Raw genomic sequence first — 23,312 nt, forward strand, 5'->3', positions numbered from 1 at the left:
GAGGGCTCCGGTTACACGGCTCGGCGGGCGGGGCGCCGGTTCAATGTCAGTTCGTGGCGGGCGGCGGCGGGGAATCGGCGGGGTTGGGACGCCCGTCGTACACGGCTTCGCCGCAATGGTTCTCGCTGGGCCAGACAAAGGCCCGGCCGTCGGGATAAAGCGCCATCACGCGGTCGAAACCCCAAGGCGCGTTCTCCTCGACCAGCACGGTGCGGGCCTCGCCGGCGATCAGGTCCTCGCCGATCTGCTGGGCGTTGAAGCAGTCGAACCAGCCGGGCGCGTTGAGGGGCTCGGCGCCGGGGCGCTCGACCATCGGTGGCAGCTCGCCCACGATGGTGAAGCAGGCGCGGTAGCGGATCGGCGACGAGGTGCTGTCGATGCCGCGGAAATCTGCGATTTCCAGCCGGGCCGAACCACCGTCGGGCGTGGCGACCTGATAGCCGATCTGCATCTCCAGCTCGTCGTAATAGGCGTAGACCTGCAGGTAATACATCGCGATGCCCGCGACGGCGGCGCAGATCACGATGGCCAGCGCGGCGATGCGGCCGGTCACGCGGAGGCTCCCTCGGCGGTGTCGGGCGTCCAGCCACCGGCCTCGGTCTGCACGAAGGCATCGGCGCATTTCTTGGCCAGCGCGCGGACGCGGCCGATATAGGCCTGACGCTCGGTCACCGAGATCACGCCGCGCGCGTCGAGCAGGTTGAACAGGTGGCTGGCCTTGATGCACTGGTCATAGGCCGGATGGGCCATGATGATGCGCTTGCCGCTGTTGGGGTCGGCGGGTTCGAAGGCGAGGAGGCGTTGGCATTCGGCCTCGGCATCCTCGAAGTGGCGCAGCAGCATCTCGGTCGTCGCACCGTCGAAATTGTGGCGCGAGTATTCCTGCTCGGTCTGGCGGAAGATGTCGCCATAGCTGAGCGCGATCGGCGATTGCGGGTCGTTGAACGGCATCTCCATGACATGGTCGACGCCGAGGACGTACATCGCGAGACGCTCCAGGCCATAGGTCAGCTCGCCCGAGACGGGTTTGCAATCGTGGCCGCCGACCTGCTGGAAATAGGTGAACTGCGACACTTCCATGCCGTCGCACCAGACTTCCCAGCCCAGACCCCAGGCGCCGAGGGTGGGGCTCTCCCAGTCGTCCTCGACGAAGCGGACGTCATGCAGCGAGGTGTCGATGCCGATGGCATCGAGCGAGCCGAGATACAGCTCCTGCAGATCGGGCGGCGACGGTTTGATCAGCACTTGGTACTGATAATAGTGTTGCAGGCGGTTCGGGTTCTCGCCGTAGCGGCCGTCGGTCGGGCGGCGCGAGGGCTGCACGTAGGCCGCGGCCCAGGGCTGCGAGCCGAGCGAGCGCAGCGTGGTGGCCGGGTGGAAGGTCCCCGCGCCCACTTCCATGTCATAGGGCTGCAGGACGGCGCAGCCCTTCGAGGCCCAATAGGCCTGAAGGCGGAGGATGATCTCCTGGAAGCTGCGCGGCTTGTCGACGGCGGTGGTCATGGCTTGCCTCGGGACGGCTGCGGATGCGTTGTTCAGCGCTTCAATAGGCGCGCGCCGGTCCGGGGTCAACGCTGCGCCCCCGTCGTGGCAGAGCAGGGCGGCTGGCTGGCCGCGGGGAGATGTCGCATCTGCGGAGAAAGGCGCGGAAAAAATGCCACGGCTTGTGGTCAGGGGGCTTTCCTAACCTAATTTTTATCGGCACTCGCTTGACGACCCTGCTAGGGTCGCCGGGAATCATAATGAACAACTGATCGTGGAACGACCGTGACCGAACGAATTGTCAAAGTCCTTTTCGCAACCCTTTTCGCCGTGATTATGGCGCCCTTGGCGGCGCTGGCACAGGTGACGCATTGGGTGCAGATCGAAGCGCATGCGACCCTGCGCACCGCCGAGGAATTCGCCACCCGCTATGAACAACGGATCGGCAATATCTCGGGCTTCCGGATTGCCGGGGGCTGGTACGCGCTGGCCGTCGGCCCCTATGCGACCGCGGACGAGGCCGAAGCGCGCCGCGCCGCGCTGATCGCCGCGCGTGAGATCCGCGAGGATGCCTATGTCACGGACAACGCGATCTATGGCCAGCAATTCTGGCCGGTGGGTGGTCAGGCCGCGCAGGCGCCGGTGACCCCGGTCGAGCCGGTCGTCGAAGAGCCTGTCGTGGAAGAGCCCGTGGTCGAAGCACCTGTCGCCGAAGCCCCGGTAGCCGAAGCGCCGGTGACGGAAGAGCAGCTGGCGCAGGCGTTGGCCGAGAATGCCCCGGCGGAAGAGCCTGCGGCCCCGGTGGTCGAAGAGCAGCCCGCCGCGCAAGAGCCTGTCGCCGAGCAACCGGTGGCCGAGCAGCCCGTCGTTCAGGCCGAGCCCGCCGCCCCTGCCGTGCCCGCGCTGGCGGATCTGCCCGACGAGCCTGCCAACGAGGCCCGTCGTCTCGAAGCGCAACTGAGCCGCGAAGAGCTGATGGAAATCCAGATCGCGCTGCAATGGTTCGGTTTCTATCGCGGCGGTATCGACGCGGCTTTCGGTCCCGGCACCCGCGGCGCCATCGCCAACTGGCAGCAGGCCAACGGCTTCGAGGGCACCGGCATCCTGTCGACCCGTGCCCGTGCCACGCTGATCCGTGGCTATAACGACGCCGTCGCGCGCTATGCCTTCGGTCCCTTCCGTGACGAGGCGGCCGGCATCGAGATGACCCTGCCGCTGGGCATGGTCGCTTTCGATCGTCACGAGGCCCCCTTCGCGCATTTCAACGAGATCAACAACTCGGGCATGCGTGTGCTGCTGATCAGCCAAGAGGGCTCGCAGAGCACCTTCTACGGTCTCTACGAGATCCTGCAGACGCTGGAAGTGATCCCGCTGGAGGGCGAGCGTGAGCGCGGCCGCAACAGCTTCACTATCAACGGCCGCAGCGCCAATGCCCGCGCCCATGTCGAGGCCCGCCTCGACAACGGTCAGATCAAGGGCTGGATGCTGCTGTGGGAACCCTCGGCCGACGAGGATGCCGAGGTGATCATGGCGACCATGCGTGACAGCTTCCGCTCGATCGCGGGTGTGCTGCCGTCGACGCTGGGGGCCACGGCCTCGACCGTCTCGCGCCGCGACCTGATCGCCGGTCTGGAAGTGCGCCGTCCCGAGCGGTCGCGCACCGGCTTCTTCGTCGACTCGGTCGGCACCGTCGTGACCTCGGCCGAGGCCGTGGCGATGTGTGACCGCGTGACCATTGACGAGGCCTATACCGCCGATGTGCGCGCCGTGGACGAGGGTCTGGGCATCGCCGTGCTGACCCCGCAGGACCCGCTGGTCCCGCTGGCCTTCGCACAGTTCGCCCCCGCGTCGCCGAGCGTCGGTTCGGAAATCCGCGTGTCGGGCTTCAGCTACCAAGACACGCTGACCCGTCCGATTGTCAGCTTCGGCCAGCTCAACGAGATGGCCGGTCTGAACGGTGAAGCCGATCTGCGCGTGCTGACGCTGGAGGCCCAGCCGGGCGATTCCGGCGGTCCGGTGTTCGACGGCAATGGGGCGGTGATCGGCATGCTGCTGCCGCGTCCGGAAACCCCGGGCCGGATGCTGCCGGAGGATGTGAACTTCGCCGTCTCGGGCGAGGCGATCCGCAATGCGATCTCGGGCGCGGGTCTGAACCCGAGCGTGAGCCGCATCTCGACGCCGATGTCGCCGGAGATGCTGACCCGCATGTCGGGGGACCTGACGGTTCTGGTCTCCTGCTGGAACTGAGCCTGCGCTTGGGATGAGGGGCGGCGCGCGCGCGTCGCTCCCACCCACCCACCCCGCTCGAGCGCGCGCCTCGGCCTTTGCCCGGCGGATGGGCGGGCGGTCAGCCGGGTTGCGTATTTCGGGTAGAGTGAATGAGAGAGGCCGCTCCCGGTTCGGGGGCGGCCTTTTTCGTTGAGTATTTTCAACAAGGTGAGGGGGGCGGTCAACCGCGCTCCACCCGGCAATGGAAGCAGTTGTTCGAGGCCGAGCGGATATGCACGAAGGCCACCTGCGGGTCGCTCAGGAGCTCGGTGCACCGCGCGATGATGTCTTCGGTCCTTGTGACCGAGCCGGTACCGTAGAGGATGCGCTCGTCGCGGCCATAGGCGCGGGTGATGTAGCTGGGCGCGGTCAGGAAGGGCGGCAGGTCGGATGAGGGGGCGGCTGCGGCGCCCTCGGCTGCGAGGAAGATCGGGCCGGTTTCCGTATAGGGGTTCAGACCGTCGAAGGGGCGATGGGCGACGATCAGGTATTCGGCGCCCTCGGGCAGGCGTTGCAGGCTGTTGCGGCAGGGCACGCCGTCGCCGGGGCCGACCACGCGGCGCTCGGGCGTCAGGCCATAGGCATCGGGGAGGCCGGCGCGGTAGCGGGCCGTGGCGGCCTCGGGCAGGGGGAGGAAGACGGGTTGCATGGCATTCTCCATTGGGTTCTGGGGGGAGAATGACGAAGCGGGCGCGGGCGCTCGACCCGGAAGTTGCGTATTCAGCCGCGCCAGAAGCGGGGCAGGACCAGCACCAGCACGGCGACCATCTCGAGCCGGCCCATCAGCATGGCGAGGATCATCAGCCATTTCGCGAAGGTCGGGAAATCATGCATCGCGCCGGTCGGGCCGACCTCGGCGCCGTAGGCCGGGCCCACGTTGCAGATCGAGGTCCAGGCGGCGGTGACGGCGGTGCGCATTTCCAGCCCCGAGAGCGACAGCAGCACCGTCAGCACGCCGAAGCCCACGACGAAGGCGGTGAACATCACCACGACCGAGACCACGACCTCCTCGTCCAGCCGGCGGCCGTCGAGATGCAGGGGGATGACGCGGTTGGGGTAGACCAGTTGCTTCAGCTGCGCCTTGATCGCCTCGAACAGCACGAGGTAGCGGAAGACCTTGATCGAGCAGCCGGTCGAGGCCGTGCAGGCGCCGATGAAGCCGGTGACGATCAGCACGAGGATCGGGAAATCGCCCCAGGCAGTGACGTCCGCGCTACCGAAGCCCGTGCCCGAGAACATGGAGACCACGTTGAACACGGTCTCGCGCACGATGCCTTCGATATCGCCTTCCTCGTTCAGCAGGCGGTAGGCCAGTACCGCGCCGATCGCGTAGAGGGTCCAGCGGAAATAGGCGCGGATCTGAATGTCGCGAAACAGCGGCTGCCACGCGCCGTTGATCAGCTGCAGGAAGCGGATGAACGGCAGGCCCGCGAGCCACATGAAGGCGACCGAGACCCAATGCGCCGAGGCGTTGTAATTGGTGAAGGAGGTGTCGCGGGTCGAGAAACCGCCGGTCGAAAGCGTGCTCAGCGCGTGGTTCACGGCGTCGAAGGCATTCATGCCGCTGACGAGGTAGGCGGCGGCGCAGAGGATCGTCAGGCCGGTATAGATCTGCAGCAGCATCCAGCTGATGTCGGCGGCGCGGGGCAGCACCTTGCCCATCGTGTCGAAACCCTCGGACCGGAAGTGCTGCATCCCGCCGACCTTCATCACCGGCAGGAAGATCAGCGCGACCAGCACGATGCCCAAGCCCCCCAGCCATTGCAGCGTCGAGCGCCACAGCAGGATGCCCGGCGGCATGGTATCCAGCCCGGCGAAGACCGTGGCGCCGGTGGTCGTGATGCCGGACATGGCCTCGAAGATCGCGTCGGTCCAGTTGACGTGATCCAGCGCCATCTCCAGCGGGATCGCCCCGAAGACCGGCAGCACGCTCCAGCTGAGGGTGGTGACGAGGAAGGATTGCCGCAGGGTCAGGCCCGCGCTTTGGGCGTTGGACGTCGCCATGACCAGAAGGCCGCCCGCCGTCACCGTCAGGAAGGACGAGATCAGGAAGACCTTCCAGTCGGGATTGTTATAGGCGAGGTCGACGCACATCGGCACCAGCATGATGCTTCCCAGCGCCACGAGCAGCCAGCCGATGATGTTCGCGACGGGACGGAAATCGATCATGCGCACAGCCTTGGGGGCGGGGCCTGAAACTGTCAAGCGCCCGGCGGAACGCGATCAGGCAGGCGCGGCGAGCGTGCAACGGCCGAGCAATTCGGCAGCATCCGTGGCCCGGCACAGCTCGGTTCCGGGCGTCATCACGGCGGCCGCGGCGGCGGCGGTGCCACGCATCAGGGCGCTGGGCCAATCCTCGCCCTCGGCCAGGGCCAGCGCGAAGGCGGCGGTGAAGCTGTCGCCCGCGCCGATCTTCGAGGCGACCTGCACGACGGGCGGGCGGGCATGAAGCCGCAGCCGGTCGGTTGCCAGCACCGAGCCCGAGGCCCCGCGCGCCACGACCACGCAATCCGCAACCCCGCGTGCCACGAGGCTTGCGGCGAAATCTAGACTGGCCTTGATGTCCGTCAGCGGGCGACCCGCGAGGCCTTCGGACTCGGACTGGTCCATGCGCAGGACCAGCGGTTTTGCCGTGGGCTCAGGCTGGCCCACCAAGCGTTCCAAGGCGGGGCCGGAGGTGTCGATGATCAGCCGCGCCTTGGGGGGCAGCGCGCGGCTCAGGTCTTGTGGGAAGCTGTCGCTGATACCGGGGGGCTGGCTGCCGCTCAGGACCACGACGGCATCGGGGCCGATCTGGGCGGCTTCCGTGGCGATGAGGGCGGTGATCGCCTGCTCTAAGGCCGGGGTCCAGTCGGGGCCGGGGCGCTGCAGGCGGTACTGCTCGCCGGTCTCGCGGTCGGTCACCGCGAGGTTCTCGCGCGTTTCGCCCGGCAGGTCGAAGGGGATGAGGCGGACCCCCGATCCGGCCATCAGCCCGGCGATGCGCTGGCCTGTCGCGCCCCCCAATGCCGCGATGGCGCGGGGGCTGGCGCCCAGTTTGGCCGCCGCGCGGGCGACATTGATGCCGCCGCCGCCGGGCTCGGCCACGGGCGGGTCGAGGCGAATCTTGGGGCCGGGCGTCACGCGGTCGGCGGCGCTGGAAACATCCAGCGCCGGGTTCAGGGTCACGGTCAGGATCTTGGTCATCGGAGCCACCGGCAGGGTGTTGTCACCACCACCCTAGCCGCTGTCGGTAACAGCCGGAAGTGTTTCAACCGCCCGGTCCGGCGACGTGAAACGTCAGCCGACGTGGATCAGCGTTGAGAACAGCTTCGGATCGAGGCTCTCGGCGGCGAAGGTCTCGCCCCGGGTCAGCACCGACACGGCGTCATGGCTGTGCAGGCTTTCCTGATGGCTGGCCACCACGCGGAAATCGCCGATCCGCGCGTCGCCTTCCAGCGCCTCGCAGAACAGCCGCGCCGCATCCTCGACGAAGATCGGGTTGGCGGCGTTGAGTTCGGCGAAGGCCTGTTCGTCCTCGCGCTTGACCATCACCTGCGTCTCGGTCGGGACGGCCTGACGGCAGAGGTCGATCAGATCCTCGAACCACAGCACCTTGCCGGGCATCACCTCGACCGACAGCCGGGCGACCGAGCGCTGCGAATGCGGCGTGGCCAGCTGGCCGCGACCGGCGCGGGCATGCTCGGACAGCTCCAGGGAGCAGGGGCAGGTCGACGAGTAGACATAGTCGAGATGCATGTACTGGCGACGCACGCCGCCTTGGTCCACGACCTCAAGGGCGATGTCGTAATATTGCCAGCCGTTCAGCCCCGAGCGCAGGCTCTCGACCTTGATCGGGAACGAGAAGCGCATCTGGATGCGCGCGTCGAAGCTTTCGAGATCGGCCTTGTAGTCATCCAGCGCCGCTTCGATCACCTTCACCGAGAAGCGTTTCTCGGCGTGTTGATAGAAGCTGCGCATGATACGCGACATGTTGATGCCCTTCTTGTCGGCCTCAAGGCTGACCGTACCGGTCACCGAGGCCTGAAGGGTCACGTCGAAGCCGTTGCGCGCATGGAAGCGCACGGGCAGGCGGAAATTCGAGATCCCGACATGCTGGATCGCCGTCTTCGCGCCCTTGATCAGGCTGGACGGGCCGTTCTGCAGATCCGGCATCGACCGCTTGTAGGCGGCGTCGGGTGCGAAATCCGCCGGATACTCGCGGCTCATCTCCGGATAGGCCGGATCCGGCAGGCCGGGGATCAGGCGCTTCAGGCGGGGATCGAGCGCCTCGATCTCTGCATCGCTGGCCCGTTTGGCGAAAGCGCGCAGGATGTCGAGCGCGGCCTCGGCCTCGGTCTGGGTAGGATCGCGATCCTCAAGCGGCATATGAATGTTCATCGGCTTCGCCCCCTCCGTTGGCGCGCAGGCGTAACTTAAGGCGTTAGCCGGCGTAATCAACGGTTCTACGACGAGGGCGACGCTTTGGATCACGTCGCCGCCGCCGGTCTCATTATCGCGCCTCAGATCGCGTCCAGCGCGGCCAGCAGGTCCGCCAGCAGGTCGTCACTCGCTTCCAGACCCACCGAGAGGCGGATCAGGCCGGGCGTGATGCCCAGCGTGACCTTCTGGTCGGCGGGCAGGCGCTGGTGCGTCGTGGTCGCCGGATGCGTCGCGATGGTGCGCGCATCGCCGAGGTTGTTCGAGATCAGCACAACCTTCAGCGCGTTCATGAACTTGAACGCAGCCTCCTTGCCGCCCTTCAGATCGAAGGTCAGCACGGTGCCCGGACCCGCCATCGTGGCGCGGGCGAGGTCATGCTGCGGGTGGCTGGCCAGCCCCGGGAACAGCACCTTCGAGATCGCGGCATGGCCTTCCAGCGCCTCGGCGATCTTCTGTGCCGACTCGGCCTGCGCCTTCACGCGCAGCTCCAGCGTGGTCAGGCCGTTCATCATCACCCAGGCGTTGAACGGGCTGATCGCCCCGCCGGTGTGCTTCATGTAGGCCTCGATCTTGCCGCGGATCAGCTCACGCGGGCCACAGATCACACCGCCAAGGCAGCGGCCCTGACCGTCGATATGCTTGGTGGCCGAGTAGACGATGATGTCCGCGCCATGCTGCACCGCCTGGCTGAACACCGGGGTGGCGAAGGCGTTGTCGACCACGACGATCGCGCCGGCTTCGTGCGCCAGTTTGCAGACCTTGGGCAGGTCGATGACTTCCAGCGTCGGGTTCGACACGCTTTCAAGGAAAACCACCTGCGCGGGGCTGGCCAGCGCGGCCTCCCATTGCGACAGGTCGGTGCCGTCGACGAAATCGACATGGACGCCGTAGCGGCCCAACACCTCTTCCAGCACATAGAGGCACGAGCCGAACAGCGCGCGGCTGGCCACGACCCGGTCCCCGCCTTTCAGCAGGGCCGTCAGCGCGCCGGAGACGGCCGCCATGCCCGAGGCCGCGGCAAAGGCATCCTCGGTCCCTTCCAGCGCCGCGATGCGGTCTTCGAAGACGGCGACGGTCGGGTTGCCGTAGCGGGCATAGATGAACTCGTCCTCGGCCGTCTTGACGAAACGGGCCTCGGCCGATTCAGCGGTCGGATAGGCGAAGCCCTGCGTCAGGTACATCGCCTCGGCCATTTCGCCGTACTGGCTGCGGCGCGCGCCGCCATGCACCGCGATCGTCCGCGCATTCCAATTGTTCTTCGGGTTCATTCCCGGCCCCCTTTGCGGTCTCGCCGCGCTGTCAATACCGGCAGGAGGCGTCCGCGCGGGCTATCCATTCGGATAGTGGTTAACGCGACACCTCTTTAGCGGATTCTTTATTGTGGGCCGCAAGCCGGCACAAACCCCCACATTCCGCCGGCAATACGCCCAGAACTCGCCACAGGTCAATCCATGGGGCCAGATTGTTGCCGTAATCGACACAGTGGCCCCTATCCGAACGAGACATCGCCCGGCTATGGCCAGAACCCTGCCTCTGATTCGCCTGAGTCTCCGGTGAATGTGTGACCATGATGTTGATGTCGGACACAGAACACATGATCACGATGCTGGACCCTGTTCTGGACGAGTATGTTGGAGTATCCGTACGCGCGCTTGCACTGGGCGTTTCCGTGTTTAGCGCTGCGGCCTTCGGCTTCGGCCGCCTTGTACGCGAGGCCGATGCCCAAACCGCGCGACCCACCGAGATCGCGTTGGCCATGCCCATGCCGCTGCAGCAATTGCAGATGACGCACCCGGCCCGTGCCGAGATCGTCGCCGCGCTGCGCAGCATGAACAATGCCGAGCTGGGCCTGACCTATGCCCGCCTGCACGCCACGTTCCGGGATTATATCGGGCGTGACGATCTGTCGGTGGCCCGGGCCCTGGTCGATTATGCCACGCTGGCCGAGGCCGAGCTTGGCAGCCGTGGATTGCGCCGCCCCTCGGGCACCGAGAGCGCGCAGGCCATGCTGACGACCTATGAACTGATCCTCTGATCCCGGTTTTCGGGGCCAGAGACGGGCTTCCCGCCCAAATTCTTGCCGCCCGTGGCGCAAAGCGCCGTCGCCAGAAAGGCGTCAGGGTGGACCTTCACGACAGCGCAGACCGACCCGACTGTTGCCCTTCGGCAACGGAGCGATGGCGAGTGCGCAAACCACACGATGTTGTGGCCCAAGGCGCGTGGCGTTCACGATTTGCAGAGAATTCGTGAGCAATATGAACCTTGTCCAACATCAAACGACTTACTCCTGAACCGATCCCAACCCGGACCTGCCCTTGATCTGATCTGACCCTGTTCCCTTTCCCGTATCGGAGGTGCTCTCATGACCCTGCTTTCCGTCACCGCATTGCGCTCAGGCTTGTTCCTGGCCGGGTCCGGTCTGGAAGGGGTCTTGTCTCAGGGCGTGACCGAGGCGGGGCTGACATCCGCGCTGTCCTGGGGTCCGCCAGCCAGCGCTGCGGGGAAAGACGTTGGAAACGGAGAGGGCACTGTCCCGAGCCGGCAGGCAACCGCTGTCTCCGCCGATCTGCTGGTGGCGCTTGCCGCCGTGCTGTCGGCGCTGCCGCCGGGGGCTCCGGTGGTGATCATGGTGCACGGCAAGGGCTATTGCCCGACACGCCCCGAGCTCGATCCCCATCGCCTCATCTTCGCCTCGCGCGCCGGGCATGGGCGCAGCCGTCACGTCTCGTGGCCGCGCCGTCTGGGCTTTGCGCTGCCGGGGCCGCGCGATCCGCTCGGCCTGTGCATCGGCTTCGGCTGGGATGCGCGTGGCCGGCTGTGGCGCGCGACCGAGGGGGCGGATGCCACGGCCCCGCGTCTGGCCCTGCTGGTCCGGCTGATACGGGCGCTGGACCCGGCGCGACGCATCGACCTGATCGGCCATTCGCTGGGCGCCCGTGTGATCCTCGGTGCCGTGCCGCTGGTTCCGGAAGGCACGCTGGGCCGCGTCATCCTGCTGGCGGGGGCCGATTTCACCCATCGCGCTGCACAGGCGCTGACCAGCCCGGCCGGACAACAGGCCGAGTTCCTCAACATCACTACGCGCGAGAACGACCTCTACGATTTCCTGTTCGAGCGGGCCTTCTCGCCGCTGGGTCGCAATCTGGCGCTTGGGCGCGGGATGGCAGAGGGCCTTGGCGCGGCGCGCAACTGGCTGGATATTCAGCTCGATCACCCGCAGACCGCGCTGGCGCTCAGGGCGCTGGGGCTGCCGCTGGCCCCGCCCCGCGCGCGCATCTGTCATTGGTCGGTCTACCTGCGGCCGGGCGTGTTCCGCCTGTACCGCCGGCTGATCCATGATCGCGACCGGCTGACCCTGCCGCAGCTTCAGGCCGCGCTGGAGACGGCGCCGCAGCCCCGCTGGAGCCGCATCGCCGAAGGGTGGCTGCCCGAGCGCGCGCTGGCGGCGCTCAGCGTTCGCCGATCCAGTGCTTCTCGATGAGTTTGTAATTCGCCATCAGGAACACGAACATCACGCCCATCTGCCCGAACGTGTCCCAGAACACGTAGACATCGGTCGAGAAGTTCCGCCAGACGACCTCGTTCATCGCGGCGAAGATCAGGAAGAACCACGCCATGCGCTTGGTGAGGATCATCCAGCCCTCTTGATCCAGAGGTAGGGCCTGACCCAGCACGAAGGCCAGCCACGATTGCCCGCGCCACAGGCCGATGAACAGCAGGATGCCGAACAGGCCGAAGATGAAGGTCGACTTCATCTTGAACAGCCGCTCGTCGTTGAACAGCACCGTGGCAACGCCCAGCACGATCACAAGGATCAGGGTGGCGATCTGCATCCGGCTCAGTTCGCCGGTCAGCAGCTTCAGCACGATGGTCGAGAGGATCTGCAACGGCACGAAGGCCACCACGGCCACGACGAAGCCGGCGTATTCGGTGCCTGCGACGGTGACGGTGGCATCCCGCATGTAAAGATAGACGGCGAGGAACACCAACAGCGGCCCGAATTCCAGCAATTGCTTGGTCAGGGCCGAGGGTTTCTTGCGGGGCGTCTGGGTCATCGGGGACTCCGGCATTGGGTTGCGCGCCATATCACGCATCGGACTTGGGTTGGCAAGCAGGGCCTCAGCCGTGGCGGCGGACCATGCCTTCCAGCTCCTCGCGCACGGTGCGGGCGGCATTGGCGGGGTGATCGGGGTCCTCATGGCCGAAGGCGATGCCGACCATCAGCTGCGCGCCCGCGGGCAGGCCAAGGTGATCGCGCACCACATCGGGATAGAGGGACAGGGCCCCTTGCGCGCAGCTGCCGAGCCCCTGCGCGGTGAGTGCCAGCAGGAAGGTCTGCACGAAGCCGCCCAGATCGGCGGCCTCGCGGGTGCCGAAATTCTCGGGCAGGAAGATGAAGGCGGCATGCGGCGCGCCGAAGGCATCAAGGTTGCGCTGGAAGGCGGCGGTCCGCCCCTCGCGGTCATCGCGGGCAATGCCCATCGCGCCGTAGAGCGCCACGGCCGAGCCGATCTGCCGCTCGCGGAAAACCCCGGTATAGGCGGTGTCCATCGGCACGTCGGGCTTGGGCGCGCCGGCCTGTGCCAGCATCTTGGCCCCAAGGCTGCGCAGAGTCTCGCCCGAGACCAGATGCACCGACCACGGCTGCACATTGCAATTGGACGGGGCCCAAAGGGCAGCTTCCAGCGCGCGGTCGATCACCTCGGGCGCGACCGGGTCGGGCTTGTAGCCCCGGACCGAACGGCGGGCACGGACGAGCCGGTCGAAATCCTCAGGGGTCATGGCGGGTCCTTTCAGGGAGAGGGCTCAGCGGAACCGCCGGGCAAGGCCGGCCAGGTTGCGCAGCACCGGCAGCCGGTCGAACCAAGCGGGCGGCGCGATGTCCGAGCGCGACGAGCGCTGGGTGGCGACGGCGGGGTCCACCGCCAGCGAGACCAGCTCGGGGTGGCGCATCCGCAGCCAGTTCAGCGCGCCGTCGACATGCATCGGGCCACCGTCGGGGCTGCCCTCGGGGCGGGTCATCATGGCCTGCAGATGCGGTAGCAGGAAGCGCGCGGCCTCGGCCGTCACGCCGAGGAAATGCAGCTGGATCAGGCCCAGCTCGGGCGGCAGGGCGATGATCCCGTCTGCATCGGCCGGCGGGGTCTCGTCCGGCAGGTCGCCGGGATGGCCGTAGAGGAGGCGCCAGTCGCGGCCCTGCAGCGCGCGGGCGAGAGCCGGCAGACGCTCGATGGCGCCCGGCGCGAAGGCCATGTCGTCCTCCAGCACCAGAACCCGGTCCCAGCCTTGATCCAGCATGTGCTGCATCACGCCCATATGGCTGCGAAAGGCCCCATGCGCCCCGATCGAGGGGAAGCCGGCCAGTGTGTCAGGGCGGACGGCGGGGAACAGACGCACCTGCGGATGGTCCAGCGACAGGCCCAGCTTGTGCAGCTCGGCGTCGAGACCCCGCCGACGGTCGGCGCGCGAGGGCAGGTTGATCACCAGGATATGCCCGAAAGTGTCGAGCAGCGCCCGGGCAGCGGGACTGTCTGTCATGGTCGCTTCCGCGTCGTTCCGTTCCTTCTTGCCCCGGTCGGGGTTCGGTTTCAACTCCTCTTGCGGGGGGCGAGGGGCTGTGAAAAGGCTCGATTGTCCAAATCGGAGAGTGACATGACCAAGGAAATCACCCGCCTCGAATCCGGATCGCGCATGAGCGAGGTCGTCATCCACGGCGACACGATCTACCTGGCCGGCCAGGTGGGCGAAGGCGAGACCGTTGCCGACCAGACCCGCGACGCGCTGTCCGAGGTCGAGCGTCTGCTGGCGCTGGCCGGCAGCGACAAGTCGCGCATCCTGCAGACCACGATCTGGCTGGCCGACATGGCCGATTTCGCCGAGATGAACAGCGTCTGGGATGCCTGGGTCGACACCGCCAACCCGCCGGCCCGCGCCACGGGCGAGGCCAAGCTGGCCACCCCGCAATACCGCGTGGAAATCATCGTCGTCGCCGCGCGCTGAGCGACGGTGCTGACGACTGACGCTGCCGGCTCGCCCTCACGGGGGCGGGCCTTTTTCGTGCCGGGTCAGGACAGTTCGGGCAGATCCCAGGCGACCAGCACCATGAGCGAGCGCCAGAGCGGCCCGGCATCGGTGTAATTCGCCACCTCGCGCCCGCCGATATCGGCGTAGAACATCCGCGCGGAGTAATTCTGGCGCACCACACCCAGCGCCGCCGTCCGGCACCCGCGTTCGCGCAGCCGGTCGAAACCCTGCCACAGCAGCCGCCCGCCCAGCCCCTGCCGGCGGGCGCTGGAGGCGACGTAGAGATGCTTGATCTCGCCCGGCGCAGCCAGCGCGTCGAAGGGCTCGCCCTGCGCCGGCCCCAAGGCGATCAGCCCGGTGACACCGTCGGCATCCTCGGACAGGAAGCAGTCGCGCGCGGGATCGGCGAGCGAGATCTGCCAGGCGTTCAGCCGGTGGGCCAGATCCAGTTTCTCGATCGCTTCGGGCGGGGCCAGCGTCGCATAGGTATCGCGCCACACATCCAGATGCAGACGGGCCAGCGCCGGGGCATCGGCCTCGGTGGCACGGCGGAACAGAGGGGCGGTCATATCCTTGGGCATGGCACATCCTTGCCGCGCTGCCGGCCGTCATGCAAGACTGGCGACGGAACCCGTCGGCGGAATCGTGCAAGATTCATGTGTCGGGTTGACGAAAGGGTAGCCAATGTCCAGCCAAGCCTCCGGTAGCATGCCGAAATACGCACGAATTCAAGTGCTTCTCCACTGGACCACGGTCGTCCTTCTGTTGATCAGCTTCTTCAGCCATGAGGCGATGAAGGATGCCTGGCGGGCGCTGCGCCAAGGCACCGAAGGGTTCGAGCCCGCGATCGGAACGCAGGTCCATGTGATCGTCGGGATCCTCGTGCTGGCACTGACCGCGATTCGGGTGGTCGTGCGCTTCACCAAGGGCGCCCCGCCGCCCGTCGAGGGGCAAAGCCGCCTGCTGACCGTGCTGGCCGCCATCGTGCATGGGCTGCTCTATGTCGTACTGCTGGCGATCCCGGCTTCGGGGCTGGCCGCATGGTTTGGCGGCATCACCGACGCGGGCGAGGTGCATGAGGTGCTGTTCAACCTCGGCCTCGTGTTGCTGCTGGCCCATATCGGCGCCGCGCTGTTCCACCAGTTCGTGCTGAAGGACCGGCTTCTGGCGAGGATGCGCTGATGCGGCTGGGCTTCGTCGGGACCGGCACGATTGCTTCGGCGGTGGTGCGGGGGCTGGCAGGTGCCGGTCACCGCATCGCCGTGTCCGAGCGGAGTGCCGCGCATTCCTCGGCCCTCGCGGCCGAATTTCCCGACGTGGTCGTGGCCGACAATCAGTCGGTGGTCGATGCCAGCGACATCGTGTTCCTCGGGCTTCTGCCCGAGGCCGCGCCGGCGATCCTGTCGCCGTTGAAGTTCCGCGAGGGGCAGCAGGTCATCTCGTTCATGGCCGGGGTCACGATGGGCGAATTGTCCGGGCTGGTCGCTCCGGCGACGGCTTCGGCCCTGATGCTGCCGTTCCCGGGCATCGCGCAGGGCGGCTCGCCGATTTTGGCGATGGGCGACGTCGCACTGGTGGCGAGCCTGTTCTCGCCGGAGAACGCCGTTTTCCCGGTCTCCTCGCCCGAGGAGCTGGACGCTTATGTCTGCGCGCAGGCCGTGCTGTCGCCTGCCGTGGCGATGGTCGGTGCCGCCGGACAATGGATGGCCGCGAAAGGTGTCGATCCGCAGGCCGGCGAGGCCTTTCTGCGCGCCTTGGTCGGCTCCAGCCTGCTGGCCTCCGAATGCGCCCCGATGATCGAGGCGCTGAATACCCCCGGCGGTTACAACCAGCGTCTGCGCCAGCATATGGAGCGCGCGGGCATGGCGGACGCGCTGGGCGAAGGGCTGGACGCGCTGTCCAAACCCTAACGCGCGGCGTCCAGCAGGGCGGTGACGCGGTCACGCCCCAGCTCAATCCGGCACGAGGTGATGGCGATCCCGGTGCCAGAGCCCCCCGCGAATTGTGCGCCCGCGAATGCGCATTGCGCCTCTCGCCATGCCAGCCACGCCGTCTGCGCCGCTTCCAGCGCGGGCAGGGCGCCAGGTCGCCCGGTCTCCGTATCCAGCGCGCCGGCGGCATTGAGCGCGAAGCCATAGGCCGTCTCCATCGCCGCGTCGACGCGGGCCAAGGTCTCGGTCACGCAGGCGCCGATCTCGATCTGGCTGGAACCGGGGCATTCCATCGACGGGTCCGCCAAGGCGGGCGTGGCAAGGACAAGCAGCAGGGCGAGTGAGCGCATGGGGATCTCCTCTGTCTGCGATCCAGTCTTGCACGCGGGCGCGATCCGGGCCAGCGTCGCGGCATGTTTACCGAACACGAACTCGACACCGCCCATTCGCTCGTTTCCAAGCTGGTTCCGCCGACGCCTGCGCTGGACTGGCCCCTTCTGGCCGAGGCGCTGGGCGCGCGGCAGGTCATCGTCAAGCACGAGAACCACGCCCCCACCGGCGCCTTCAAGGTGCGCGGCGGCGTCACCTTCATGGATTGGCTGAAGCGCGAACACCCGGATATGGAGGGCGTGATCACCGCCACGCGCGGCAATCACGGCCAGTCGCAGGCCCGCGCGGCGACGGCCTTGGGCCTGAAGGCGAAGATCTACGTGCCGAAGGGCAATTCGGTCGAGAAGAACGCCGCCATGCGCGCTTACGGTGCCGATCTGGTCGAATACGGCAACGATTTCGACGAGGCCAAGGACGAGGCGATGCGCATCGCCGCCACCCTGCCGCTGTTCCCCGTGCCGCCCTTCCATCGCGAGCTGGTGCGCGGTGTCGCGACCTACGGGCTGGAGCTGTTCCGCGCCCATCCGGATCTGGAGCGGGTCTATGTGCCGATCGGCTGCGGCTCGGGCATCTGCGGCACCATCGCCGCGCGTGATGCGCTGGGGCTCAAATGCGAGGTGGTCGGCGTTGTCTCGACGGGGGCCGATGGCGCCTTGCGCTCGGTGGCCGAGGGGATGCCCATCGCGACCGACAGCGCCCGGACTTTCGCTGATGGCATGGCGGTGCGCGTCCCGGTGGCCGAGGCTCTGGCGATCTACGGCGCCGGTGCGCATCACTTGGGCGCGGTGCCCGACGAAGCGATTGCCGAGGCGATCCGCCTCTATTTCACCGCGACCCACAACCTCGCCGAAGGGGCGGGTGCGGCGGCTCTGGCGCTGGCAATGGCCGAGCGCGAGGAGCTGAAGGGCCGCAAGGTCGGGCTGATCCTGTCCGGTGGGAACATCGACCGCGCGTGGTATGCCGAGATCCTCAACGGCCGCACGCCCGAGGTCTGATCAGACCTGAGCCGCGAGGCCGAGCAGGATCTCGGCCAGCTCGTGAGGATGGGTCAGCATGGGCACATGCCCGCCGTCGATCAGGAAGCTGGCGTCGCAGGGCGTGGCCGCGACCATGGCGTTCTGCAGATCGGGCGTGACCACCCGGTCCTGCGCGCAATGGACATAGGCCTTGGGCACCCGCGACAGGCCCGGCCCGACCAGCGCCTTGTCCTTCTGCGCCTTGTTCGATTGCGGGCTCATCGCCGCCAGGGCCTTCGCCGCCATCGCGGGCGAGGCTTCGGGGAACAGGGCCTCCGCCGCGCCCTCGGTCAGCAGGGTCGTGCCGGGGACGGGGCCGTGGGTGACATAGGGCTGCACGCCGGGCGCGTCTTGCCGTTTCACAAGGTCCAGAAGGCTCTCGCCATCACGCGGCAGCAGCGCGGTGACGAAGATCGCGGCCTTGGTCTGCGCCGGCTGGCGCGCAGCCACCTGCGCGATGACGATGCCGCCCATGGAATGCCCGACCAGCATCGCCGGCGGGCCGTCCATGAGCCGTTCCTCGACATAATTGACGTAGTCCGCCTGCCCGATCTCGCCCGAGGGCTGGGCGTCCTTGCCATGCCCGGGCAGGTTCAGCGCCTCGACCTGATGGCCCGCGCGGGTCAGCATGGGCGTGATGGCGGTCCAGCTGGTGGCATTGCCCCAAGCGCCATGGATGAGAAGAATGCGCGCCATCAGGGCCTCCGGTCCGTCGTCAGAGGCATCCTGCCCCGGTGCGCGGGGCAGGGCAAGGGCAGCTCTCAGTACGGCAGGCCGACGTAATTCCGGGCCATGGTGACCTGCGCCGATTCCATCGTCTCCAGCTGCGTCAGCTCGGCTTCCTGGATCTTCTGGTCGAACTCGGTCTGATCGGGGAAGCGGTGCATCAGCGTGGTCATCCACCAGCTGAAGCGCATCGCCGACCAGATCCGCGCCAGCGCCTTGGGACCGTATTGGTCGAGCGCGGCGGCATCCTTGTCGAGGATCGCCGCGGTCAGCGCCTCGACGAGGTAATGCACATCGGACGCCGCGAGGTTCAGACCCTTCGCGCCCGTCGGCGGCACGATATGCGCGGCATCGCCCACGAGGAATAGACGGCCGTATTTCATCGGTTCGGTCACGAAGGAGCGCAGCGGCGCGATGCTCTTCTCGATCGACGGCCCGATTTCCATCGTGTCCGCGACCTGCGCGGGGATGCGGCGGCGGAACTCGTCCCAGAAGGCCTCGTCCGACCATTGCTCGACCGTGTCGGTCAGCGGCACCTGCACATAATAGCGCGACAGCTTCTCGTTGCGCATCGAGGCCAGCGCGAAGCCGCGCGGGTGGTTGGCGTAGATCAGCTCGTCCGCGGCGGGCTTGGTGCGCGACAGGATGCCCAGCCAGCCGAAGGGATAGACCCGCTCGAACTCGGCACGGACCGAGGTGGGGATCGTCGGGCGGCTCACACCGTGGAAGCCGTCACAGCCGGCGATGTAGTCGCAATCGACGCGGTGGGTCTGGCCGTCCTTCTCATAGGTGACCCAGGGCTTGTCACTGGTCACGTCATGCAGCGCGACATTCTTCGCCTCATGCACGATCTGTGCGCCCATCGCGTCCTGCGCGGCATAAAGATCCTGCGTCACCTCGGTCTGGCCATAGACGATGACCGACTGCCCGCAGCGCTCCTTGAAGTCGATGCGGAACAGGCCGTTCTGCGTCGACAACATGGTGCCGTCGTGGACATGGCCCTCGCGCTCCATCCGCTCGGCGACGCCGGCGCGGCGCATCATGTCGGCCATGCCTTGCTCCAGAACACCGGCCCTGATGCGCGACAGCACGTAATCACGGGTCTGACGCTCCAGCACGACGGTCGAGATGCCGGCGCGCATCAGCAGTTGCGACAACAGCAGCCCCGACGGGCCGCCGCCGATGATGGCGACTTGAACACGCATGGAAACCTCCCTTTGGTTGCCGGAAATCATAAGCGAGGGATGCGGCTTTCACAGGGACGGAGCCTGCGAAGACTTGGACGATTCGAACCTGTTTATCCGCGCGATGTGACGTGGCATCCCCGCGCCGATCTGGGGCTGGGCCGGACTTGGCGCGGGCGTTAGCATGGCGCCAAACGGGAGGAAGACATGAGCACACCGAACACAACGATGGCCCTTGCCCTGCGCGAGGGCGGATTTGCCTCGGCCCCCACGCCGCAGGTGCCCGAGAGCCTCGCGCCGCATCTGGAACTGCGCGAGGTGACCTTGCCCGCGCTGGGCCCCGGTCAGGTGCTGGTCGAGGTTTCGCTCAGCCCGGTGAACCCGTCCGATCTGTTCTTCGTCCAAGGCGGCTATGGCCAGCCGCGCGTGCAGGGCAATGCCGCGGGGTTCGAGGGCGTGGGCCGGGTGATCGCCGCCGGCGGCGCTGCGGGCGAGAAACTGATCGGCGCGCGGGTGTCGTTCCTCGGCACCGGGACGGGGGCTTGGGCGAAGCACGCGGTCGCGGATGCGGCGCTGTGCATCCCGCTGCATGACGCGGTGCCCGAGGCCGATGGCGCGGCGCTGATCGTCAACCCGCTGACCGCCGTCGCGCTGGTCGAGAAGGGGCGCGAGGGGGGCAAGGCCTTCTTCCTCAACGCCGCCGGCTCGCAGCTGGGGCGGCTAATGCTGGGACTGGCGCGCGACGAGGGGCTGGAGGCGCTGGCGGTGATCCGGCGCTCGGGCGATGAAGCGGCGCTGAAGGAGATGGGTGCGAGCGAGGTTCTGGTCACCTCGGACCCCGATTTCCTCTCCAAGGCCCGCGCGGTGATCAAGGCGCACAAACCGCGCGTGCTGCTGGATGCGGTGGGCGATCAGGCGACGGCGGATCTGTTCTTCGCCATGCCCACCGGCGCACGCTGGGTGTCTTACGGCAAGATGTCGGACGAGGCGCCGAGCCTCAACGCGATGGGCCAGTTCATCTTCATGGACAAGCATATCGAAGGCTTCTGGCTCAGCCGCTGGCTGCCCTCGGCCCCGCCAGAAAAGGCGATGGCGGTGATCAAACTGGTGCAGGAACGGTTCGCGACCGGCAAATGGTCGACGCGGGTGGCGGCGGAATTTTCGCTCGATAAGGCGATCGACGGCGTGATCCCGGCCTATCTGAAAAGCGCGGGCAAGGTGATGATCCGGCCCTGACGCAAATCCGACGCACTCAAAAAGGGCCCGGAGCATGATGCCCCCGGGCCCTTTTTCTGTTCAACGCTGGCTCTTCATCGCTTGGGCCACGCCATAGCCCTGTGCGAAGGCCCCGACCAAGGTGGTCAACGGGCTGTTCGTCTGCGGCACCGGCGGGGGAACGGCCACGCGCGGGCGACGGAAGGCCAGATAGACGGTCAACAGCCCGACCAGAGCCATGCCGCCGCCCATCCACAGGGCGGTCGCCATCGGGCCCCAAATCGGCAGCAGGGTCAGCCACAGGGCGCGCAGCAGGAACACCAGCCCCGCGCCTAGAAGCGACAGGCCGATCAGCCCGACCGCCGCGCGGATCGCGATCTGTCGGGTCAGATAAGCCATCAGCGGCGCGCCGCGGCCAAGGCACCCACGAGGAAGCCGATCGCGGCGGCACCGGCGACGGTGGCGGCGGGACGCTCACGCACCAGATCCTCGGCGCCGGCACCGGCGGTTTCGGCGAACTGGCGGATCGTCTCAAGATGCTGGGCGCCGCTGTCACGGACGGAACCGGCGGCGTCGCGCATGCTCTCGGCCGCGGCATGGGCGGTGTTCGAGGCGCGGGCGGACAGCGTCTGCTCCTGCGATTGGGCGAAGGCGCGAAGTTCCTTCGTCAGGGCCGAGAAATCGGCTTTCAGGCTGTCGAATTCACGCTTCAGGTCGGCGGTGCTGGTTTGGCTGGCACGGGCCATCGGGGCCTCCTGTCATGGGGTTGTTCGTCGCGGGAAGAACGTCCCAGCCCCGGCCGGGGTTCCCGAAATCCGAGTCGAAATTTTTTCGGAACCAAGCGTCAGGGACTCCGGTTGTTTGTCCAAAGGCGCGGCGATCCCGCCCGCTACTGTCCTGTAAACAAAGGAGACCTACCATGCTTGGATGGGCCCTGACGTTCTTTGTCATCGCCATTATCGCCGCTGTCTTCGGCTTCGGCGGCATCGCCACGGCTTCGGCCGGGATCGCCAAGATCCTGTTCGTCGTCTTCCTGGCCCTCTTCGTGATTGCGCTTCTGGCGCGTGCCCTGCGCGGCTCGCCCCCCGTCTGATCGGAGCCTGATCGGGGCATGCCGTCTCCCCATGGACGCATGCCCCGTTCCTTCCGCCAGATGACCGCATTCGAGATTGGAGAGAGATGATGAAAGACCTGCGCAACGTGACCCCTGAGACCGCCGAAGTGAACACCGGCGTCAAAGCCCCCGGCGCCGTGTCCGAGAAGCTCGGCGAGCTGCTGACCGGCACCTACGAATTGCTGATCCGCACCCATGAAGTGCATTGGAACATCGAAGGTCCGATGTTCTACAGCGTCCATATGCTGACCGAAGGCCAGTACAACGAGCTGTTCGCCGCCACCGACGTTCTGGCCGAGCGCATGCGCGCCCTTGGCCATCTGGCCCCCGCCAGCCCCAAGGCGCTGGTCGATACCTCGGGCGAGAATGACAAGAAGGCGACGTCGAGCGCGGTGCAGATGATCACCATGCTCAAGGAGCGCCACGAGGCTCTGGCCCGCCTGTGCCACGAGATTACCGAGATGTGCGAGAGCGACGATGTCAACGACCCGGTGACCGCCGACCTGTGCAATGGCCGTTCGGCCGTGCATGAAAAGGCCGCGTGGATGCTGCGCGCGATGGCGTCGTAAGTCACCGACCGACGAAGACGAAAGCCCTGTGCCTTCCGGGTGCGGGGCTTTTTTGCGCCTGCGGCTGAGGCCTTCGCGGCCCGGATAGCAAAATGGGCGCCCCGTGAGGGACGCCCAGTCGAGGGAACGTTGTCAGGACCGATCCGCGGCGATCAGGCGCGCAGCGTTTCGGTCGAGGAGAAGAACATCGCCTGGCTCACGGCCGAGCGAACCTGTTCTTCGGTGTAGGGCTTGGTGATGACGAAGGCCGGTTCCGGACGCTCGCCGGTCAGCAGGCGCTCGGGGAAGGCGGTGATGAAGATCACCGGCGTGTCCTTCGCGGTCTTCAGGATCTCGTTCACGGCATCGATGCCCGACGAGCCATCGGCCAGCTGGATGTCCGAGAGGATCAGATCCGGCTTCTCGCGGTTGAAGAGGTCGATGGCGGCCTTGTGCGTCGGCGCCACGCCGGTGATGCGGTGGCCCATGTCGGCGACGATGGATTGCAGATCGAGCGCGATGATCGCCTCGTCCTCGATGACCAGAACTCGGCCCGAGACACTGTCTTCCATGTCGCGCAGCGCGATCTTGTAGAGTTCCTTGACCTCCGAAACCTCCATGTCGGTGATCGCGGCGATCTCTTCGTCGGAGAATTCCTCGATCGTGCGCAGCAGCAGAACCTCGCGCGTGTTGGCGGCGAGTTTCGACAGATGGCGCAGGGCGCGGGCGGAAATGCCGACGTCGCTGCCCTCGGTCAAAGCGCCCGAGGTCGACCAGATCGCGTGAAAGGCCTTGAACAGCGCAGCCTTGTGCGACAGCCCCGTCTCGAAGACCGAACGGTCGATGAGCAGCGCCTCAAGCGTGGCGGCCGCGTATTTGTCCCCCGTGGACTGGCTTCCGCTCAGGGCCCGGGCGTAACGACGCAGGTAGGGCAGAAGGTCCGCAACGATGGTAGACAGGAACTGTTCCTTCTGTGCGGTGGGCATCTTTTT

27 protein-coding genes and 1 riboswitch are annotated in these 23,312 nt (G+C 67.1%); of the genes, 10 read left to right on the plus strand and 17 right to left on the minus strand.

Annotated elements, in window-relative coordinates; all coding sequences use genetic code 11:
- Positions 1–46: 46 nt before the first annotated feature.
- Positions 47–553 (minus strand): DUF6446 family protein, encoded by a 507-nt coding sequence (locus BCY78_RS10985; protein WP_068301401.1) that lies wholly within the window; start codon positions 551–553, stop codon positions 47–49.
- Positions 550–1,503, minus strand: a complete 954-nt coding sequence (locus BCY78_RS10990; protein WP_068301403.1) for a glycine--tRNA ligase subunit alpha — start codon at positions 1,501–1,503, stop codon at positions 550–552. Before BCY78_RS10990 ends, BCY78_RS10985 begins: the two co-directional genes overlap by 4 nt.
- A gap of 315 nt (positions 1,504–1,818) precedes the next feature.
- Here BCY78_RS10990 and BCY78_RS10995 point away from each other — a divergent pair, with 315 nt between their 5' ends.
- A complete protein-coding gene (locus tag BCY78_RS10995; RefSeq protein ID WP_068301516.1) occupies positions 1,819–3,729 on the plus strand; it encodes a serine protease in 1,911 nt (636 codons plus the stop codon).
- 202 nt (positions 3,730–3,931) lie between these two features.
- Here the strand turns inward: BCY78_RS10995 and BCY78_RS11000 are convergent, their stop codons facing one another.
- The 5 genes from BCY78_RS11000 to metZ form a co-directional block, all read right to left on the minus strand.
- Complete coding sequence (locus BCY78_RS11000; RefSeq protein ID WP_068301519.1) at positions 3,932–4,399, minus strand: DUF1203 domain-containing protein; 468 nt, start codon at positions 4,397–4,399, stop codon at positions 3,932–3,934.
- A gap of 71 nt (positions 4,400–4,470) precedes the next feature.
- Positions 4,471–5,919 (minus strand): TrkH family potassium uptake protein, encoded by a 1,449-nt coding sequence (locus BCY78_RS11005; RefSeq protein ID WP_068301406.1) that lies wholly within the window; start codon positions 5,917–5,919, stop codon positions 4,471–4,473.
- Between the two features lie 54 nt (positions 5,920–5,973).
- On the minus strand, positions 5,974–6,936 hold the full coding sequence (locus BCY78_RS11010; protein ID WP_068301409.1) for a 1-phosphofructokinase family hexose kinase: 963 nt from the start codon (positions 6,934–6,936) through the stop codon (positions 5,974–5,976).
- A gap of 93 nt (positions 6,937–7,029) precedes the next feature.
- Positions 7,030–8,130, minus strand: a complete 1,101-nt coding sequence (gene folE2 / locus BCY78_RS11015) for a GTP cyclohydrolase FolE2 (RefSeq protein ID WP_068301411.1) — start codon at positions 8,128–8,130, stop codon at positions 7,030–7,032.
- A 122-nt stretch (positions 8,131–8,252) separates the two neighbouring features.
- Positions 8,253–9,440 carry an O-succinylhomoserine sulfhydrylase gene (gene metZ / locus BCY78_RS11020; protein WP_068301414.1) on the minus strand — a complete coding sequence of 396 codons (1,188 nt, stop codon included), beginning with the start codon at positions 9,438–9,440 and terminating at the stop codon, positions 8,253–8,255.
- 74 nt (positions 9,441–9,514) lie between these two features.
- A riboswitch (SAM riboswitch) is annotated at positions 9,515–9,591 on the minus strand.
- Between the two features lie 175 nt (positions 9,592–9,766).
- Between metZ and BCY78_RS11025 the strand changes: the two genes are divergently transcribed.
- Together BCY78_RS11025 and BCY78_RS11030 are read left to right on the plus strand one after the other, a co-directional pair.
- Positions 9,767–10,207, plus strand: coding sequence for a hypothetical protein (locus BCY78_RS11025; protein ID WP_158515919.1), 441 nt, complete (start codon positions 9,767–9,769; stop codon positions 10,205–10,207).
- A gap of 327 nt (positions 10,208–10,534) precedes the next feature.
- Positions 10,535–11,653, plus strand: a complete 1,119-nt coding sequence (locus BCY78_RS11030) for a hypothetical protein (protein ID WP_068301420.1) — start codon at positions 10,535–10,537, stop codon at positions 11,651–11,653.
- Here the strand turns inward: BCY78_RS11030 and BCY78_RS11035 are convergent.
- The 3 genes from BCY78_RS11035 to BCY78_RS11045 form a co-directional block, all read right to left on the minus strand.
- Positions 11,622–12,227 carry an inner membrane-spanning protein YciB gene (locus BCY78_RS11035; RefSeq protein ID WP_083194966.1) on the minus strand — a complete coding sequence of 202 codons (606 nt, stop codon included), beginning with the start codon at positions 12,225–12,227 and terminating at the stop codon, positions 11,622–11,624. The two genes, BCY78_RS11030 and BCY78_RS11035, sit on opposite strands and share 32 nt — an antisense overlap.
- 64 nt (positions 12,228–12,291) lie before the next feature.
- Positions 12,292–12,954: a nitroreductase gene (locus BCY78_RS11040; RefSeq protein ID WP_068301422.1), complete on the minus strand. Its 663-nt coding sequence runs from the start codon at positions 12,952–12,954 to the stop codon at positions 12,292–12,294.
- A 24-nt stretch (positions 12,955–12,978) separates the two neighbouring features.
- Positions 12,979–13,710 (minus strand): glycosyltransferase family 25 protein, encoded by a 732-nt coding sequence (locus tag BCY78_RS11045; RefSeq protein ID WP_068301524.1) that lies wholly within the window; start codon positions 13,708–13,710, stop codon positions 12,979–12,981.
- A 114-nt stretch (positions 13,711–13,824) separates the two neighbouring features.
- On the opposite strand from BCY78_RS11045, the gene BCY78_RS11050 reads away from it, so the two are divergent.
- Positions 13,825–14,172, plus strand: a complete 348-nt coding sequence (locus tag BCY78_RS11050) for a RidA family protein (RefSeq protein ID WP_068301425.1) — start codon at positions 13,825–13,827, stop codon at positions 14,170–14,172.
- Positions 14,173–14,237: 65 nt separating this feature from the next.
- Here BCY78_RS11050 and BCY78_RS11055 read toward each other — a convergent pair whose 3' ends face one another.
- Positions 14,238–14,777, minus strand: coding sequence for a GNAT family N-acetyltransferase (locus BCY78_RS11055; RefSeq protein WP_083194968.1), 540 nt, complete (start codon positions 14,775–14,777; stop codon positions 14,238–14,240).
- 103 nt (positions 14,778–14,880) lie between these two features.
- On the opposite strand from BCY78_RS11055, the gene BCY78_RS11060 reads away from it, so the two are divergent.
- A complete protein-coding gene (locus BCY78_RS11060; RefSeq protein ID WP_083194969.1) occupies positions 14,881–15,378 on the plus strand; it encodes a cytochrome b in 498 nt (165 codons plus the stop codon).
- Positions 15,378–16,106, plus strand: coding sequence for an NAD(P)-binding domain-containing protein (locus BCY78_RS11065; RefSeq protein ID WP_068301431.1), 729 nt, complete (start codon positions 15,378–15,380; stop codon positions 16,104–16,106). The genes BCY78_RS11060 and BCY78_RS11065 overlap by 1 nt, the downstream gene beginning before the upstream one ends.
- Here the strand turns inward: BCY78_RS11065 and BCY78_RS11070 are convergent.
- A complete protein-coding gene (locus BCY78_RS11070; RefSeq protein ID WP_068301434.1) occupies positions 16,103–16,477 on the minus strand; it encodes a lysozyme inhibitor LprI family protein in 375 nt (124 codons plus the stop codon). The genes BCY78_RS11065 and BCY78_RS11070 overlap by 4 nt on opposite strands.
- 63 nt (positions 16,478–16,540) lie before the next feature.
- On the opposite strand from BCY78_RS11070, the gene BCY78_RS11075 reads away from it, so the two are divergent.
- The gene (locus BCY78_RS11075; RefSeq protein ID WP_068301436.1) at positions 16,541–17,512 is read left to right on the plus strand and encodes a threonine dehydratase; all 972 of its coding nucleotides are present in this window, start codon (positions 16,541–16,543) and stop codon (positions 17,510–17,512) included.
- Here the strand turns inward: BCY78_RS11075 and BCY78_RS11080 are convergent, their stop codons facing one another.
- The gene (locus tag BCY78_RS11080; RefSeq protein ID WP_068301438.1) at positions 17,513–18,229 is read right to left on the minus strand and encodes an alpha/beta fold hydrolase; all 717 of its coding nucleotides are present in this window, start codon (positions 18,227–18,229) and stop codon (positions 17,513–17,515) included. It lies immediately after the preceding gene.
- A 65-nt stretch (positions 18,230–18,294) separates the two neighbouring features.
- A complete protein-coding gene (gene pobA, locus BCY78_RS11085; protein ID WP_068301441.1) occupies positions 18,295–19,464 on the minus strand; it encodes a 4-hydroxybenzoate 3-monooxygenase in 1,170 nt (389 codons plus the stop codon).
- Positions 19,465–19,650: 186 nt separating this feature from the next.
- Here pobA and BCY78_RS11090 point away from each other — a divergent pair, with 186 nt between their 5' ends.
- Positions 19,651–20,679, plus strand: a complete 1,029-nt coding sequence (locus tag BCY78_RS11090; RefSeq protein WP_068301444.1) for a zinc-binding dehydrogenase — start codon at positions 19,651–19,653, stop codon at positions 20,677–20,679.
- 60 nt (positions 20,680–20,739) lie between these two features.
- On the opposite strand, the gene BCY78_RS11095 is transcribed toward BCY78_RS11090, so the two are convergent.
- Positions 20,740–21,057, minus strand: a complete 318-nt coding sequence (locus tag BCY78_RS11095; RefSeq protein WP_068301447.1) for a hypothetical protein — start codon at positions 21,055–21,057, stop codon at positions 20,740–20,742.
- Positions 21,057–21,404 carry a DUF883 family protein gene (locus BCY78_RS11100; RefSeq protein WP_068301450.1) on the minus strand — a complete coding sequence of 116 codons (348 nt, stop codon included), beginning with the start codon at positions 21,402–21,404 and terminating at the stop codon, positions 21,057–21,059. The genes BCY78_RS11095 and BCY78_RS11100 overlap by 1 nt, the downstream gene beginning before the upstream one ends.
- A gap of 173 nt (positions 21,405–21,577) precedes the next feature.
- Between BCY78_RS11100 and BCY78_RS24605 the strand changes: the two genes are divergently transcribed.
- Together BCY78_RS24605 and BCY78_RS11105 are read left to right on the plus strand one after the other, a co-directional pair.
- A complete protein-coding gene (locus BCY78_RS24605) occupies positions 21,578–21,751 on the plus strand; it encodes a DUF1328 domain-containing protein (RefSeq protein ID WP_083194970.1) in 174 nt (57 codons plus the stop codon).
- 89 nt (positions 21,752–21,840) lie between these two features.
- Positions 21,841–22,341, plus strand: a complete 501-nt coding sequence (locus BCY78_RS11105; RefSeq protein ID WP_068301530.1) for a Dps family protein — start codon at positions 21,841–21,843, stop codon at positions 22,339–22,341.
- Between the two features lie 152 nt (positions 22,342–22,493).
- Here the strand turns inward: BCY78_RS11105 and BCY78_RS11110 are convergent, their stop codons facing one another.
- On the minus strand, positions 22,494–23,306 hold the full coding sequence (locus tag BCY78_RS11110) for a response regulator (RefSeq protein WP_068301453.1): 813 nt from the start codon (positions 23,304–23,306) through the stop codon (positions 22,494–22,496).
- Positions 23,307–23,312: the final 6 nt, after the last annotated feature.

Origin of the sequence: Pararhodobacter sp. CCB-MM2 (assembly GCF_001691415.1) — a bacterium.
In the GTDB taxonomy this organism is placed as follows: domain Bacteria; phylum Pseudomonadota; class Alphaproteobacteria; order Rhodobacterales; family Rhodobacteraceae; genus Pararhodobacter.

Bases quoted from the DNA above. Each gene is read 5' to 3' on its own strand.
- BCY78_RS10990 (WP_068301403.1), bottom strand. From the start codon at position 1,503: ATGACCACCGCCGTCGACAAGCCGCGCAGCTTCCAGGAGATCATCCTC.
- BCY78_RS10995 (WP_068301516.1), top strand. From the start codon at position 1,819: ATGGCGCCCTTGGCGGCGCTGGCACAGGTGACGCATTGGGTGCAGATC.
- BCY78_RS11000 (WP_068301519.1), bottom strand. From the start codon at position 4,399: ATGCAACCCGTCTTCCTCCCCCTGCCCGAGGCCGCCACGGCCCGCTAC.
- BCY78_RS11005 (WP_068301406.1), bottom strand. From the start codon at position 5,919: ATGATCGATTTCCGTCCCGTCGCGAACATCATCGGCTGGCTGCTCGTG.
- BCY78_RS11010 (WP_068301409.1), bottom strand. From the start codon at position 6,936: ATGACCAAGATCCTGACCGTGACCCTGAACCCGGCGCTGGATGTTTCC.
- folE2 (WP_068301411.1), bottom strand. From the start codon at position 8,130: ATGAACATTCATATGCCGCTTGAGGATCGCGATCCTACCCAGACCGAG.
- metZ (WP_068301414.1), bottom strand. From the start codon at position 9,440: ATGAACCCGAAGAACAATTGGAATGCGCGGACGATCGCGGTGCATGGC.
- BCY78_RS11025 (WP_158515919.1), top strand. From the start codon at position 9,767: ATGATCACGATGCTGGACCCTGTTCTGGACGAGTATGTTGGAGTATCC.
- BCY78_RS11030 (WP_068301420.1), top strand. From the start codon at position 10,535: ATGACCCTGCTTTCCGTCACCGCATTGCGCTCAGGCTTGTTCCTGGCC.
- BCY78_RS11035 (WP_083194966.1), bottom strand. From the start codon at position 12,227: ATGACCCAGACGCCCCGCAAGAAACCCTCGGCCCTGACCAAGCAATTG.
- BCY78_RS11040 (WP_068301422.1), bottom strand. From the start codon at position 12,954: ATGACCCCTGAGGATTTCGACCGGCTCGTCCGTGCCCGCCGTTCGGTC.
- BCY78_RS11045 (WP_068301524.1), bottom strand. From the start codon at position 13,710: ATGACAGACAGTCCCGCTGCCCGGGCGCTGCTCGACACTTTCGGGCAT.
- BCY78_RS11050 (WP_068301425.1), top strand. From the start codon at position 13,825: ATGACCAAGGAAATCACCCGCCTCGAATCCGGATCGCGCATGAGCGAG.
- BCY78_RS11055 (WP_083194968.1), bottom strand. From the start codon at position 14,777: ATGCCCAAGGATATGACCGCCCCTCTGTTCCGCCGTGCCACCGAGGCC.
- BCY78_RS11060 (WP_083194969.1), top strand. From the start codon at position 14,881: ATGTCCAGCCAAGCCTCCGGTAGCATGCCGAAATACGCACGAATTCAA.
- BCY78_RS11065 (WP_068301431.1), top strand. From the start codon at position 15,378: ATGCGGCTGGGCTTCGTCGGGACCGGCACGATTGCTTCGGCGGTGGTG.
- BCY78_RS11070 (WP_068301434.1), bottom strand. From the start codon at position 16,477: ATGCGCTCACTCGCCCTGCTGCTTGTCCTTGCCACGCCCGCCTTGGCG.
- BCY78_RS11075 (WP_068301436.1), top strand. From the start codon at position 16,541: ATGTTTACCGAACACGAACTCGACACCGCCCATTCGCTCGTTTCCAAG.
- BCY78_RS11080 (WP_068301438.1), bottom strand. From the start codon at position 18,229: ATGGCGCGCATTCTTCTCATCCATGGCGCTTGGGGCAATGCCACCAGC.
- pobA (WP_068301441.1), bottom strand. From the start codon at position 19,464: ATGCGTGTTCAAGTCGCCATCATCGGCGGCGGCCCGTCGGGGCTGCTG.
- BCY78_RS11090 (WP_068301444.1), top strand. From the start codon at position 19,651: ATGAGCACACCGAACACAACGATGGCCCTTGCCCTGCGCGAGGGCGGA.
- BCY78_RS11095 (WP_068301447.1), bottom strand. From the start codon at position 21,057: ATGGCTTATCTGACCCGACAGATCGCGATCCGCGCGGCGGTCGGGCTG.
- BCY78_RS11100 (WP_068301450.1), bottom strand. From the start codon at position 21,404: ATGGCCCGTGCCAGCCAAACCAGCACCGCCGACCTGAAGCGTGAATTC.
- BCY78_RS24605 (WP_083194970.1), top strand. From the start codon at position 21,578: ATGCTTGGATGGGCCCTGACGTTCTTTGTCATCGCCATTATCGCCGCT.
- BCY78_RS11105 (WP_068301530.1), top strand. From the start codon at position 21,841: ATGAAAGACCTGCGCAACGTGACCCCTGAGACCGCCGAAGTGAACACC.
- BCY78_RS11110 (WP_068301453.1), bottom strand. From the start codon at position 23,306: ATGCCCACCGCACAGAAGGAACAGTTCCTGTCTACCATCGTTGCGGAC.